This window comes from Methanothermobacter sp. (assembly GCF_030055425.1).
Taxonomy (GTDB): Archaea; Methanobacteriota; Methanobacteria; order Methanobacteriales; family Methanothermobacteraceae; genus Methanothermobacter.
On sequence record NZ_JASFYE010000004.1, the window covers coordinates 139052 to 153037 of the forward strand.

The 13986-nt window shown below is 46.7% G+C and carries 14 protein-coding genes; 7 read left to right on the top strand and 7 right to left on the bottom strand.

Annotation, left to right across the window (positions count from 1 at the left end; genetic code table 11):
- Positions 1-265 precede the first annotated feature (265 nt).
- Positions 266-1873: a pseudomurein-binding repeat-containing protein gene (locus QFX39_RS05795; protein WP_300478169.1), complete on the bottom strand. Its 1608-nt coding sequence runs from the start codon at positions 1871-1873 to the stop codon at positions 266-268.
- A gap of 198 nt (positions 1874-2071) precedes the next feature.
- Complete coding sequence (locus QFX39_RS05800) at positions 2072-4210, bottom strand: histidine kinase dimerization/phosphoacceptor domain -containing protein (protein WP_300478171.1); 2139 nt, start codon at positions 4208-4210, stop codon at positions 2072-2074.
- A 280-nt stretch (positions 4211-4490) separates the two neighbouring features.
- Here QFX39_RS05800 and QFX39_RS05805 point away from each other — a divergent pair, with 280 nt between their 5' ends.
- The 3 genes from QFX39_RS05805 to QFX39_RS05815 all read left to right on the top strand — a co-directional run bounded on the left by QFX39_RS05805 (position 4491) and on the right by QFX39_RS05815 (position 6543).
- Positions 4491-4676 carry a hypothetical protein gene (locus tag QFX39_RS05805; RefSeq protein ID WP_300478173.1) on the top strand — a complete coding sequence of 62 codons (186 nt, stop codon included), beginning with the start codon at positions 4491-4493 and terminating at the stop codon, positions 4674-4676.
- A gap of 136 nt (positions 4677-4812) precedes the next feature.
- On the top strand, positions 4813-5514 hold the full coding sequence (locus QFX39_RS05810) for a glycosyltransferase family 2 protein (protein WP_300478175.1): 702 nt from the start codon (positions 4813-4815) through the stop codon (positions 5512-5514).
- A 33-nt stretch (positions 5515-5547) separates the two neighbouring features.
- On the top strand, positions 5548-6543 hold the full coding sequence (locus tag QFX39_RS05815; protein ID WP_300478176.1) for a UPF0104 family protein: 996 nt from the start codon (positions 5548-5550) through the stop codon (positions 6541-6543).
- 5 nt (positions 6544-6548) lie between these two features.
- Here QFX39_RS05815 and QFX39_RS05820 read toward each other — a convergent pair whose 3' ends face one another.
- From QFX39_RS05820 to QFX39_RS05840, 5 genes are all read right to left on the bottom strand, one after another.
- A complete protein-coding gene (locus QFX39_RS05820) occupies positions 6549-7961 on the bottom strand; it encodes a flippase (RefSeq protein ID WP_300478177.1) in 1413 nt (470 codons plus the stop codon).
- A gap of 37 nt (positions 7962-7998) precedes the next feature.
- On the bottom strand, positions 7999-8919 hold the full coding sequence (locus QFX39_RS05825) for an SDR family oxidoreductase (RefSeq protein ID WP_300478179.1): 921 nt from the start codon (positions 8917-8919) through the stop codon (positions 7999-8001).
- Between the two features lie 9 nt (positions 8920-8928).
- Positions 8929-10737, bottom strand: a complete 1809-nt coding sequence (locus QFX39_RS05830) for a DUF1616 domain-containing protein (RefSeq protein WP_300478181.1) — start codon at positions 10735-10737, stop codon at positions 8929-8931.
- Positions 10738-10868: 131 nt separating this feature from the next.
- Positions 10869-11393, bottom strand: coding sequence for a hypothetical protein (locus QFX39_RS05835; protein WP_300478208.1), 525 nt, complete (start codon positions 11391-11393; stop codon positions 10869-10871).
- Between the two features lie 216 nt (positions 11394-11609).
- Positions 11610-12131, bottom strand: a complete 522-nt coding sequence (locus QFX39_RS05840; protein ID WP_300478183.1) for a hypothetical protein — start codon at positions 12129-12131, stop codon at positions 11610-11612.
- 234 nt (positions 12132-12365) lie between these two features.
- Here QFX39_RS05840 and QFX39_RS05845 point away from each other — a divergent pair, with 234 nt between their 5' ends.
- The 4 genes from QFX39_RS05845 to QFX39_RS05860 all read left to right on the top strand — a co-directional run bounded on the left by QFX39_RS05845 (position 12366) and on the right by QFX39_RS05860 (position 13836).
- Entirely contained in the window at positions 12366-12662 is a 297-nt protein-coding gene (locus QFX39_RS05845; RefSeq protein WP_300478185.1) for an energy-converting NiFe hydrogenase A subunit EhaA, read from the top strand.
- Positions 12662-13165, top strand: coding sequence for a hypothetical protein (locus QFX39_RS05850; RefSeq protein WP_300478187.1), 504 nt, complete (start codon positions 12662-12664; stop codon positions 13163-13165). The genes QFX39_RS05845 and QFX39_RS05850 overlap by 1 nt, the downstream gene beginning before the upstream one ends.
- A 12-nt stretch (positions 13166-13177) precedes the next feature.
- Positions 13178-13429 (top strand): DUF2109 family protein, encoded by a 252-nt coding sequence (locus QFX39_RS05855; protein ID WP_300478188.1) that lies wholly within the window; start codon positions 13178-13180, stop codon positions 13427-13429.
- 134 nt (positions 13430-13563) lie between these two features.
- A complete protein-coding gene (locus tag QFX39_RS05860) occupies positions 13564-13836 on the top strand; it encodes a DUF2108 domain-containing protein (protein WP_300478189.1) in 273 nt (90 codons plus the stop codon).
- Positions 13837-13986 lie beyond the last annotated feature (150 nt).

Sequence of the window (13986 nt, forward strand, 5' to 3'; positions counted from 1 at the left end):
TTTTGTTTTTACTGGCGTGTATTTAATCTATAAGTTTTGATTAAAAGAGAAACGAGAATTTTGTTTTTACTGGCGTGTATTTAATCTATAAGTTTTGATTAAAAGAGAAACGAGAATTTTGTTTTTACTGGCGTGTATTTAATCTATAAGTTTTGATTAAAAGAGAAACGAGAATTTTGTTTTTAATTACCTATCTTTTATTTTGATGAGAGATTTTCTTAGTGGTAATGTCCATTTTAAAAAAAGAAATAAGGGTTTTTAACCCTTAAAATGGTAAACTCGCGTATATGCCCTTTATCACTGCGCTGGAAGTGTTCCAGTTGTTCACAATTCCAAGGCTGTTTCTTGAGCTCGTTGCATCTGCAGCGTACCAGGTATCGCCAACAAGGAGCTGGGCCCACACATGACCGTAGGTGTTCCCTGATGTGAAGTTACAGGTCCCATGAACGTACCTTGCAGGTATCCCTGAAGCCCTTGCAAGGGCCACAAGGAGGTGTGAATGGTCCACACAGTTGGCTGTCCTGTTCTGAAGTGTCCCCAGGGCACCGTACCTTGTGTTGTAGTAGAAGCTGTAGTTCACGTTGTCACGCACCCAGCAGAAGATGGCCGATGCCCTTGAAAATGTTGATGTGAGTCCACTGGTAATGCTTGCTGCAAGGGACCTTATCCTCTCGTTATCCACAGGACAGTTGGCCGATGATGCAAGGTACTTCCCTGTACTTTCACCCATGTAGGGGTCGTTCTCTGGCCGGTTCTTCAGTGAGGGCGCCAGCTTTGTCACGGTCACAGTATTTGGAAGTCTCCTGTTGCTGCTGTAGAAGCTCAGAATCCTTGAAACTGAGTATACAAGGCTCTCATACGAGATTCTACCTTTACCTGAACCTGCATAGTTTGGGGCTCTCTGGTTCCTTTCCATGAACCCCTGAACCACGGATGCGATCTTCAGGTACTCGTCCCTCTTTATGGTACCTGTAGCATCCCCTGCAGGGTTTGCTGCCTCACCGGCGCTAACCGGTGTTATAGGGGTGTTCTTCCCCATATTTATCTGGTTGAGGCATTTAACCATTAGATGCAGGAACTGGGCTATACCAAGCCTCTGGTTTGACACCTGCACATACCCGGGTAGGCTCTGATTCTGGTCAATGTATATCTTCAGTGATTTTGCCGCGGAAAGTATCTGTTCCCTTGTGAACCCTGAGTTGCCACTGGCAGCATCGCTGCTGCCGGAATTGTTACTGGCAGGGGTGGATGACTTCACAGAATTCAGTGTGTCGAGTCTGATGTAATTTGGAAGGCGTTGATTTGTCACTTTAAAATTAATTGCCCTTGCAAATAGCCACACAAGAGATTGGAATCCTATCCTCTGGTCCCTGAAGCTGATGTATCCAGGTGCGCCTCCACTCTGGAGCACCCTACCTGCAACTTCAAGGTAGTCCTTCAGGTAAATTGAGCCTTTGAGCACGGTTCCGGATGTTTCTGACGGTACCTGTACCTGGTTCACTGATGGTGTCCTGTTGAGGACGTACTGTGATTCTAGCTGCAGGAACTGTGCCAGGTTCACCTTCACATCCCCCACCTCCACGGTGAGGGGCAGACGCCTGTTCTTTGCAATGAAGGCATTGACACGGACTGCCGCGTCCTCAACATCGGCCCGTGAGACTGATGGGCCCGCTGCAGCGGCTGGAGTTTTACTCTTATTCTCCAGGCTGCCCATGATCTCTGCCACCGTGGAGTTCTTCTCCATAACTGTACTGCAGGTTTTCGGTGTCATGTTATCAGGAAGCAGTGCTTCTTCACCTTGTGTGTTCTGGGCATAGATCTCTCCGGTATTGAGTAACACCATGCATGCGAAGAGCACGCACAGGAGTTGCATACCACGGGATATACTATCGCCTCCAGATGCAGGAAGGAATCCTGCAGAGATATATCTTTCTTTCTGATTTTATTTATAGATTTTGATATGATTCTGAACGGTTTTCACGTCTTTCCAGTAAAAATAAAATTCAGCGACTCTTACAGACATAAACCTTTAGAGAATCAATAGAATAATTAGATAACCTGATAGTGGTTCTTAAAACCTTTCAGCGTACCTTATCTCTGAGAATTCTATCAGGAACTCTGTACCACTGCCCAAGGTGTACTCAAGTGTCCCATCCAGCTGGTCTGTGAGGTTCCTCACAAGGAGCATGCCAAGGCTTCTGAGGTTATCAAGGCTGAAGTCAGGAGGTAGGCCCACACCGTTGTCAGCAACCCTTAAGACGAAGTTGTCACCCCTCCTTTTTAGGGAGACAAGGAGTTCACCATCGCCGTTGGGAAAGGCGTACTTGAAGGCATTTGTCACAAGTTCATTGATTATAAGACCCAGGGGCATTATGGTGTCAATGTTCAGTTTAACATCATCAACATCAAATCTGACATCAACCCTCTGATCAGGCTTCTGGTAGGAGAACATGATGCTCCTCACAAGTCCCTCAATGTAGCCCCTCACATCTATATCAGAGAGGTTCCCTGATCTGTAGAGCTTCTCATGTATCATGGACATGCTCATCACCCTCCCCTGGCTGTCCTTGAGGGTGCTCACAATCTGTGGGTCCTTTATGTAACTGCTCTGAAGGTTCAGGAGGCTTGATACAACCTGGAGGTTGTTCTTGACCCGGTGGTGTATCTCACGGAGAAGCAGTTCCTTCTCCTCGAGGGATTTCAGGAGTTTCTCCTGGTAGAATATCCTTTTGAGTGTGGACGCTGCTTCAGCCCCAATGGTCTCAAGGAGCTTAAGCTCGTATTCATCGGGCTCGTGACCGTTCCTGAACACGAAGAATCCCAGGAGATCATCTCCGTGTCTAATGGCAACTGCAATTATCCTGTCATCCACGAAGACATTTTCAGCTGAGAGACCCTCCAGGATGCTCTTAAGGGCAGTGTCCTGGAATTCATGACCATTCCCCTCAGCGGACACCGGCTTACCATCCTCCATGATGTAGACCTGCCCCTCTTTAAGGGATAGGTGTTCATGGGTGAGACTGAAGACGTTCCTGAAGAGCTCCTTTGGGCTTTCACTGTGATTTATAAGGGTTATGGCCTCATTGATGACCCTGAACTCGTGTAGCCTCATTCTGGTGAGTCTCTCAGATTCCCTTGACTCCTCTATCCTGTCCCTGAGCCTCAGTGTGTGGCGGAGGTCCTGTGCAACCAGGGAGTACCCGATTGAGTCGTTATCTTCCCTTATGAGTGATATGAAGAGCTTCACAGGTATCCTCCTCCCCCCTGAGGTGATGTAGTCAATTGTGACCGGCCTGTGGTGGTAGTCCCCCCTTCCACAGGCATTCTGCCTTATACACTCAAATTCTGCTTCAAGGACCTCAAGGTGTTCAGGTGCAACCAGGGACCTCCAGTCATCTGCATATTCAACCCCAAGCTCCTTCATAGCCCTGTAGTTCAACCTGATAACCCTTCCCTCGGAGTCCAGAAGAACAACAAGATCTGTGACCTTATCTATTATGCTCTCCCCGGCGAGTGATGGGTTTATGGTGATGGACGGGTAGCGGAGCAGGGCGTAGGCCATACCCCCTGTGGCCAGGAGGGATATTATGTGGCTGAGGGCCTGAATGCTGTGAACTCCAATAGAGGGGAGGAGAGAGTTGACCACCCAGCATGCGACGAGGCTGAGGGATGAGGTCATGAATATTATGGTGGACATCTTCCTCTCACGGTAGGATGGGGCCGTCCTTGCATGATTCCATATTATGGACACAGCGGCTGCAAAGTACCCCACAAGGTAGATCTCAAAGATCAGCCACCAGATCCCGTTCTTCTCAAGATGTATGTTCCAGAGACCACCATCGGACACTATTACAGGTGTTATGAGTGCAGTCTTAAGGAGAAGGTAGATGAAAAGGAAGGATGGAATCAGGCTTATGAGCGGAACAACCTTATTTATCTTTTTTTCACCGGCAGAGAGCACCAGAGCGAAGTTGAGAAAGAGCGCGGGCATAAGGATACGTGCAACCCCTGAGAGGATGTACATCAGGAGTGCCTGTTCCACCGAGGATGCCATGTAGAACATTGATAGTGTGAGGGCCCACCAGGCCATGGAAAGGGCTATTAAAAGGAAACTCCACTCCAGGTTGCCCCTGTTTCTCTTCAGAGGGTAGGCCCCCATTATGAGGTAGGATACAAACGCCATTACAGAGAGGGTGCTGTAGATGTTCATCCTCCACACATCTTCAACGCTTATACATAAAATGAGGTGGTATGTTAGTGCTATATAAGAGTTACTTTAATAACTTTACGGTTTAGCAGTGAATCTTCTTTAATGTGGCAGTTAATTCCATGCTTTAATCAGCTGGTTGAAGCTATATCCCTCAGTCATTTTAAACATTGTAGGTGGGGACCATCTGATCATCCTAGGAGAGTCGTGACTGGAATAATGCATTCTAAAGCCGCTGAAATAATTAAAGGAGCTTTAATAATTCTAATAAGGACATTGAGATTTGACAGTTCATAAAGAAAAAAAATTATTAATGGGTTCAGTTGATCTAATTCCCATATATACCAGAACAACAGATGGGACACTTGCAGTTGAAGATTTTAATTTAAGGATCCATGCAATTGCGAGGCATTTGGTTTATATGAAGGTTTCTTTATATCATAGATCCAAACATAATGGGAATTTCTGAAGCACATAAAGTTCCCATGGCAAACCATGAAATTCAAATTTAGATCTCTGTGTGGTGAATAATTTTCTCAGTTAACTGACGCAGTAAATGAAGAGTGGCCCTGGAATCATGGAGACTTAGTCAAATGAAAATAATTATGAAATGGAGACTTAGTCAAATGAAAATAGTCACGATAATACCAGCTTTTAATGAGGAAAAAACAGTTGATTCGGTTGTAAAGGGAGCGCTTGAGCACGGTGACGTTATCCTTGTAGATGACGGCAGTACCGACAGAACAGGAGCCATTGCAGAGTCAGCAGGGGCAAGGGTATTGAGACATCGCAAGAATATGGGTAAGGGCGCAGCTCTTAAAACGGGTATAAAGGAGGCCCTTAAATGGGAATATCATCTCATAGTTTTTATGGATGCAGATGGACAGCATGACACCTTTTTAATACCACTTTTCGCTGAAGCTGCTGATGGAGCTGACTTTATAATTGGCTCAAGATTCATGGGTGACAGCTGTGATAGCATGCCCATACAGAGAAAACTATCAAACAGAATAACAACATGGATCTTAAGATTTGCAACAGGATACAGGATAACTGACAGTCAGAGCGGTTTTAGGGCGATAAAGGCCGAACACGCTAAAATTATGCTGGATATACCATACAATGACTACGTTTATGAGTCAGAAACCATATGTGAAATTTCAAGACATAGATTGAGGATAGCTGAAGTCCCCATAACCTGCAATTACGGTGATGAAAAGTCATACATTCAATTGGGAGATGTTTTCAGGTACATATTGTTTATAATGAGGCTTTTTACCAGAAAATTATCTCTGAAGCCAGTTTGAACAAAAAATTACACAACATTGGGTGTTGATTTAATGAAAAAAATTTATTTCTTCCTGCTGAGCGTGCTTTTAATTCTGGTCCTTATATTATGGATAGGCCCCCTTAAGGTACTGAGGTCAATCTATATGGCAGACTGGAGAATCATGGGACTTGCATTTCTTCTTCATCTTGCAGTTATAGCTGTAAGGGGTCTGAGGTGGGGCTTCATAATAGGGCAGCCATGGAGCCTTGGAACCAATTTTACCGTAAAATCTATAGGTTTATTTGCCGGGAACCTCAGCCCAATGAGAAGTGCAGGGGATGTCATGAGTGCTGTTGCAGGCAAAAAATTAAATGGTATAGGACTATCTGAGGGCCTATCTGCAGGTCTAACTGAAAGATTTTTTGATATTGGGATAGGAGGATTCCTTTTACTTTTATCAGCGGTCTTGGTTCCCAGAATAAGAATAATAGCTCTCTTAGGCGCATTTCTTTCAGTCTTCATGACATATATGATATACCTTGTAAACTGGAGGGAAGAGAAAAGTTTAAGAATCTACAGACGAATGCACGGGATAATTGAGCGTTTGCCTATCTCAGATAACACACTGGAGAATCTTCATATGAAGCTGACATCTGGTATAAGGGACATGATAGATTACACAAAGTCCTATTCAAGCTTCAGTGTCCTGGCGGTTATATTTGGACTTTCACTCATCTCCTGGCTTATGGAATGTCTGAGGTTATACCTTGTGTTCATGGCATTCGGTGTTGAGACAACATTTTCTGCTGTTGTAATAATATTTTTACTTGCAAACCTTGTGGGGGTTTTATCAGCTCTTCCTGGAGGGGTGGGATCTATAGAGGTATCCATGACTGGTTTATTTGTTTTATTTGATGTACCTGGATTCATTGCAGGAAGTATAGCCCTCGTGGATCGCCTCATATCATTCTGGTCGGTCACGGCACTGGGGGCGATACTCTCATCATACTACGCAGGGGACATACTCGATGAGGTGAAATCATATATCCTTGATTTTAAGACTTGAATTCTTTAGTCCATGAGTATTGACCTCATTATGGCCCTGTCAACATGGTCAATGGCCCCTGTGAGGAAGATTCCAGCCACATAAACCAGCAGGGCAAGGATGGCCTTCAATATAATGTGTGCTGGAATTAAGAGAATAAGCATAGATGTCATGGCTGGAAGAAGAAGTTTCCATCCCTTCATGATATCCCCCACTGAAGGACCATAACCCATATCCTTCACCACCTTAAGGAAAAGGACCATCATCAGGAGCTCTGTCATCACTGTGGCGACACTTGCTCCCAGAAAATCAAATCTGGGGATAAGTATAAGGTTGACGGTTACATTGAAGATCGCCCCAGCACCTGTGACACGGGTAACCGTTGTCTGCCTTTCGGTTGAACCCAGGAGGTTTGACGTTATCCCGTTTAAAAACATGAATGCAGTTGCGGTTATAAGGATCCGTAAAGCAGGGGCAGAACTGAGGTACTTCGACGAGAAGATCAGTTCTATCAGGGGCTCGGCGAGGAAGAATACCAGCGATATTGTAATGACCGCCAGTATCATGAGGTACTTCACGGATCTCCTGTAGGTGAACTTCAGGGAATCTGAGCTCTCAACATGGAACCTGGACATAATGGGGAAGACTGCCAGGAGGTATACAGTGTAGAGCGAGCTTATGACTGTAAGAAGCCTGTAGGGTGCACTGTAGAGACCAACTGAAACATCACCCTTCATGAGTGAGAGCATGACAGAGTCTATCCAGAAATAGATGAGGGAGAACACGCCGGTCACGCCGAAAGGCAGTCCATTAACGATTAATTGGCGGCTGAAAGCCAGACCTGGTCTGAAAAACCTCCTTGTGAATATGAAAACAGAGTAGCTGACTGAGAGAACCGCTGCAATGAGGTAGGCGATGGCCACATGCACAACGGTTCCACCCAGCCAGATCACGGTGAGCACTCCGACAAGTATGAATAAACTGTTGAGGATGTTCCAGATCGTCTGGTACTCCATCCGCTGGAATCCCTGAAACATGCTGTTAAAGAATGAGCTGAAGGCGTTAACAAGCATGTACCCCCCTATGAACATTACAACTGCAGCAGCCGTGCCCCTGTAGATACCGGTTACAGGTAGGAGGATTATCATAACAAGGACAATCAATGAAAGGAGCAGTTTGTTACCGAGCCCAGCAGATGCAAGTTCTTTTGCACCAGCAGGGTCCCTTGCAATCTCCCTTGTGATGTAGGTTCCCATCCCGAGGTCAGACAGTATGCTGAATATGCCTGTGAGGGCCAGTGCCGCAGATAGTATACCGAAACCTGCTGTGCCGAGGTACCTTGCAAGGTAGACATTCCAGACAAAGGCCGCGAGGTTGGTGAAGATGGTGGCTGTGAGGAGAAAGAGGGTATTTTTCGCAAGCGTTCTGGCATGACTCATTTCAATCCCATTTCAGAGGATTCAGATTTCAGTTTCATCATTTGAACCACTCGACGGTTCTGATAAGTCCCTCCTCAAGTTCAACGTCTGGCCTGAAGCCCGCAGCCTCAAGCCGGGAGGTGTCTGCAAGGGAGTGTCTCACGTCACCAGGCCTCTCATCAAGGTATACTGGCTCTGAATCTGACCCGAGGATTCTTGATATTATCTCAAAGAGCCGGTTAACGGTAACTGCACTTCCACCAGCCACATTGAAAACGCCGGTTTCAGGTGACTCTGCAAGGAAGATGTTGGCCCTCACAACATCACCCACATAGATGAAGTCACGGCTCTGCTCCCCGTCACCATAGATTTCGGGTTGCCTGCCCTGGAGGAGGGCGTCAATGAACCTCGGGATCACGGCGGCGTACTGGGAGTCAGGCCTCTGTCTGGGCCCATAAACGTTGAAGTACCTGAGGGAAACTGTTTCAAGGCCATAGTCCTCGAAAACACTGCAGTAGTACTCCCCTGTGACCTTGGATACCGCGTAGGGTGAGCGTGGCATGGGCCTTGCGTCCTCAGAGAGTGGCATTTCAGGGTTGTTCCCGTAGACAGCTGAGGTTGAGGCATTCACAACCTTCCTGACTCCAGCCCTGCAGGCGGCGAGAAGCACCCTCAGGGTTCCTGTGGCGTTTACCCTGTGGCACCTCATGGGGTCCCTCACGCTTTCAGGGACACTTGCAAGGGCGGCCTGATGGAACACATAATCCTTATCCCTGAATACAGACTCAAGGTCCACCTCATTGATACTTCCCTCTATGATCTCAAGGTTTTCATGCTCTGAATCGGTGAGGTTCTCCCTCTTCCCGCTTGAGAGGTCATCGATTACAGTGACCCTGTTTCCCATCCTGAGTAGTTCATCTGTGAGGTGTGATCCTATAAATCCAAGTCCTCCGGTTACAGCAACATCCATGCCCTTCATGATCATACACTACCTGACGTTGATGAATAGGTGAAGAGACCGGTAGGGCTTCCTTTTATCAGGTAACCTGTATAGAAGGAATTCCAGTTTCTGGTTTTCCCCGGTCTCTGTAACTGTGAAGTTTATCTTCCTCTCCCACTTCTCCTTATCACTCAACCTTATGGTTTCATTCCTTAATATATCTCCGCCAAGACGCACCACCATTAGATAGGTCTCGTTGCGGTACTCACGGTTAACCACACCCACAATTACACTGGCACTTTCACCTGCTGTGAGGTTCTCGGGGTACCCGTAGGCCTTTCCCCCGGGCCCCAGTATGTAGAACTCTGTGAACCTCTCAGAGGGTGCCGGGTTGAGGGTTATGTAGACCGTTACTGCAATGAGCACCACAAGTATGATTGAGAGGACGAGTGAGATCTTACCATCCCTTGAAAGGCTACGGGGTGATGGTATGCTTCTTATATCAGCGGAGTAGGCGAGTTCACCGCGCCTCCACCTCCTTATGAATGCTAGAGGTGTTAGTACAAGGCTGAGGCCTGCCACTGTCCTTGCAAGGAATGGTTTGAATGTAACCTCTCCCCCCATGAGGAGTGCGATGGCCGAGGTCATGATGATGCTCGTGGAGAATGCCAGGAACAGTCTCTCAGGGATACTGAGCTGGACCCTCTCAGGTGCGATGGCTGAAATCAGTATGTAGCCCGGGATGAAGAGCACCTGGAGGTAGAAGAGCGCCTCAGCGATACCGCCCCTGAAGATGATGATGGTAAGGATACTCAGAATGGATAGAACTGCAAGGTCACTGAAACCTCCGATGGATGTGGTTTTTTCATGTTCTGAGGGGAATTCATGTCCTGAGAAGGCCTTTTGGAGTTCCCCTTCAACATCATCACCTTTGATTTTTTCAGTTTCAGAGGACCTTCTTATTTTTCTCATTTTAAGGGCCCTTTTCTTTATAGCTGAGGGTTCACCCACATAAAGGTCCTCATCTGATATTTCAGGTATTTCAAGGGTGATTTCATCCTCCACTAACCCATATTTCTCCAGGATATCCATTTCTGACTGCTGAAGGGACTCTATAATTTTTATTCTCTCTCTGGACCTTCTGATGTAGGCTGCAAGGCCTGCAAGTATACCTGTGACACCAAGGAATATGTGACCATAGCCCCTGGGTACAAGTAAGCATGCTATGGGTGTGAGGATGGAGACGAAGAGGACCATTAACCCTGCCTGCTTGAGTCTTCCCCTCTCCCGCAGCCCTGTTATGACGGCTGATGCCACCAGATAGGATGTGCTTACTATGAGGATGAGGGCAAGGAGGAACCTCACGTGTCTGAGGTGTGTGAGGCTTATGAGGAGGGGTGTTGAGGATGATATGATACCTGCAATCAGGAGGTCCCTTGAGGAGAACCCGAGCCTGATGACTTCAGACTCCCGATATCCTTCGCTCTGCCTTTTACCAGACCTTCTTGCAAGTTCCCTTGCGGTTCTTGTCTGGGTATCCTCATCAGGGACATCCTTCTTTCTAAGGCGGATTATAAGGGCAATGAGGGGTATAATTATGGCCGGGAGTGCATAAAATGGTCTTGAGTCCCTGAGGGGCGTGTAATTAAGGATGAGGGCGTTGAGTGTGATAAGGAGCATTCCTGCCACCGGGGTGATCAGAATGCTTTCGGAACCTGTAATGATGAGTATGGTGTAACCTGACACCACTATGGATGATGCTATCCCAAGAACCCTGAGATAAAATAATGGTGCGTTTATGAGGGCCACTGATATTATTCCTGTAATTAATAGTATAATCTCCCGCCTGAACTTCACCTGAGATTCTCCAGTATGCTGATTGAACTATTTATTATGGTCGTGGACTGATAAATATTTTCATGTCTGTCAAATGTGTCCTTAAGCGGACCTATTTCAGTTCAGATGGTGGTACATATTAAAATAGAAGGTTATGTGCCTGATTTTATAGCCAGATGGTATATTCTGACCCTGTATTCCCCCGGCGCGGTGAAGGGTGGAATTGTGAGGTAAATGTCAGCCGGGACAACAGCGTTTCTATCATCTCTCGCGGTCCAGTTTTTCCTGACAGGTGTGTAGGTTGTTGTGAGTGGTGTTTGGGGGAGGTTTGTGCCGTAGTTGGCGTATTTGAGGTTCTGTATGGGTATGGTTTCTGGTCCCTGGAGGTCTCCTTCTGCTTTTATGTAGAGGTCTATGGGGACGTTGGATAGGTCTTTTATCTGGAGTCCCTGGGGTCCTCCGGGCCAGGTGTATTCTTTTCCGGGTTCCACTGTTGCGGTGAGGGTGAATGAGTTCCCGACTTCCTCTCCCTTCCAGAGGACCATTATCTCCACACTCTCGGGTACGGTTACCCGGACCTCCTGCACCGCACCCATTGTTGTGAATGGTATTGGTAGAAGAAGCAGTATAAAAAGAACACCCATCCAGCTGTAATCTGACATCAGAAGATCCTCCACCAATAATAATTTATCTCTGTAATTACTTATTAAATTTTCCCAGATGATTTATTATTGCATTTGTGGTAGTTTCACGGATTCCCATTTAAATCTGGATCCGGGGCATGTGCATTGGCTGGTGACCTATGTGCCGTAAAAGTTTTATTAGGTGATCTATGGGCTGTAAAAATGGTTATTTGGGATGATTTAAAGGGTTTTCATTAAAAAAGAGTGAGTTCAGGGTTCACCCGGTGATTTGACAGCTATGTGGTATATTCTTACAGAGTAGACACCGGCGGCTGTTCCAGGTGGCACCGTGAGGTGAAGGTCCACGGGTATTAATGATTCGTCCTCAGATTTAACCACCCAGTTCCTTCTGACGGGTGTGTAGGTTGTTGTGAGTGGTGTTTGGGGGAGGTTTGTGCCGTAGTTGGCGTATTTGAGGTTCTGTATGGGTATGGTTTCTGGTCCCTGGAGGTCTCCTTCTGCTTTTATGTAGAGGTCTATGGGGACGTTGGATAGGTCTTTTATCTGGAGTCCCTGGGGTCCTCCGGGCCAGGTGTATTCTTTTCCGGGTTCCACTGTTGCGGTGAGGGTGAATGAGTTCCCGACTTCCTCTCCCTTCCAGAGGACCATTATCTCCACACTCTCGGGTACGGTTACCCGGACCTCCTGCACTGCTGAAGCCCCAGTCACGGGGTTTGTGAGAAGAATTAAGAGCAGCACGGGAACAGCGAGGGTTTTTAGATGGATGCCCATACAGATCACCCCATTTTTCTCCTGGAGGTTTCTATTGTTTCACATGAACTTACAGTTTATCGTGAAATATGTCACTAAAGTGGCTATTATTTGAGCAAATTTTTATTACATAATCTGGGTGAGTACAGAGGTATTCTTTCCTAAAAACAGCAAAAATCGTATTAAAATTCCTCTTCAATACCCGAAATCGGTTTTTAAAAAGATTTATATATGTTGGATTATTATTCTTTTATCATGATTATTCATGTTACATATCTTTCAGGTTACATAACAGGCATTATTTCCTCAATAATCATTTCAGTGGTACTGGGGCTGCCTCTGGCACCTGAAAGACCGGCCAGACATTCCTGGACCCCATCAGCCATCTTCCCGGCACCCATAATTGCCATGGGTCTTGTGGCGATAAGCATAAAACTTGGTGTCACAGGTATGTATGGTGGGGTCGATCTTGGGGTGGTTTCAGGGGTTCTGGCAGCTCTCATGACGGCCTATTTCCTTGAGGACATATTCCCCAGACCGGAGGACTTGTGATGAATGAACTTGTTGGAGTTGCAGTCGCAGCGGTGGTATCCTGGCTGAACTTTGTTATCATAGATACCTGGATGGGCCTTCCAGAGAAACCAGGTGTCAGGGGGGCCGATTACATTGGAAGGGATATAATGAGAAGGGGAGGGGACCTCGCAGGGGGTTTCTTCCAGGGAAACATAGTATGCTCACCTGACGCATCTGCAGGCACACTCCTTGGGGCGATTGGCTGTTACCTGATGGGCATACCTGAGGGGGGCCTTATAGCGGCCCTGCTGGTGTTCATAGGGAACAGGCTCTGCGCAGACCCGGGATATGCCGGTACTACAGGCGCACTTTCAATCACAGTCATAATAGCAATCTCATCACTTGTCGGATTGAAACCTGAAATGTTTGTTGCTGGAATGGTTATTGCGATAACCACAATACAGGGATTAAACCACAGGGGATCATCAAGGCTCCTTGGCGCCATAGCCAGGAGGATGAACAGGTACACAGACCTTGAATAGAAGGTGTTGATCATGCTACTCCAGATAACAGGAATAATAGTTGTTCTCATGGCATTGAGGACTCTTCTAGCACAGGACAGGGCAGAGAGGCTCCTCTACCTCAATGCAATGGGTTTCGGGATATCTGCAATGATTGCACTCTACATTGGAACAGCATTCGGAGCTATCCTTGCAGCTGTCTACTTCGTGGCATCAACCATAACATCCAATGCCATTGCACACACCCTTGACCGTGTAGGGGAGGAAATATTAATCGAGGATTAGATGAAGATCTGGCTGGTGATGGTTATTAATCCGTTTGACCTCATTAAGGGATTAGGTGAAGATTTGGCTGGTGATGGTTATGAATCCGCTTGACCTCATTAAGGGATTAGGTGAAGATTTTGCTGGTGATGGTTATGAATCCGCTTGACCTCATTAACCTTACAAACACAGGAATTTTCGTGATATTCACAGGTGCCGCAGGTATCATACTCCTTCCAAGGCCCCTTGATAAGATAATAATGTTCTCTCTGCTTCAGGGGGGCTTTGTGATGGTCCTCGCAGCGGCCAGATACCTTGACGTGGCCACGGCAGCGGCCCTGTTCGACCCCATATCAACTGTGATACTGCTCATGGCTGTTATGAGAATAAATGATGTGAGGGTAGCGAGGGGTGAGGATCTTGTCTGATGTTCATGTTTACTCTGATGTGGGGGTAGCGAGGGGTGAGGATCTTGTCTGATATTCACTTACTGGATGTGAGAGGTGGGAAACTTGCTTGAAACCCAGATATGGTTCTATGCAGGGGCCGCACTTGTAATAATAGGCTCCATTGCAACC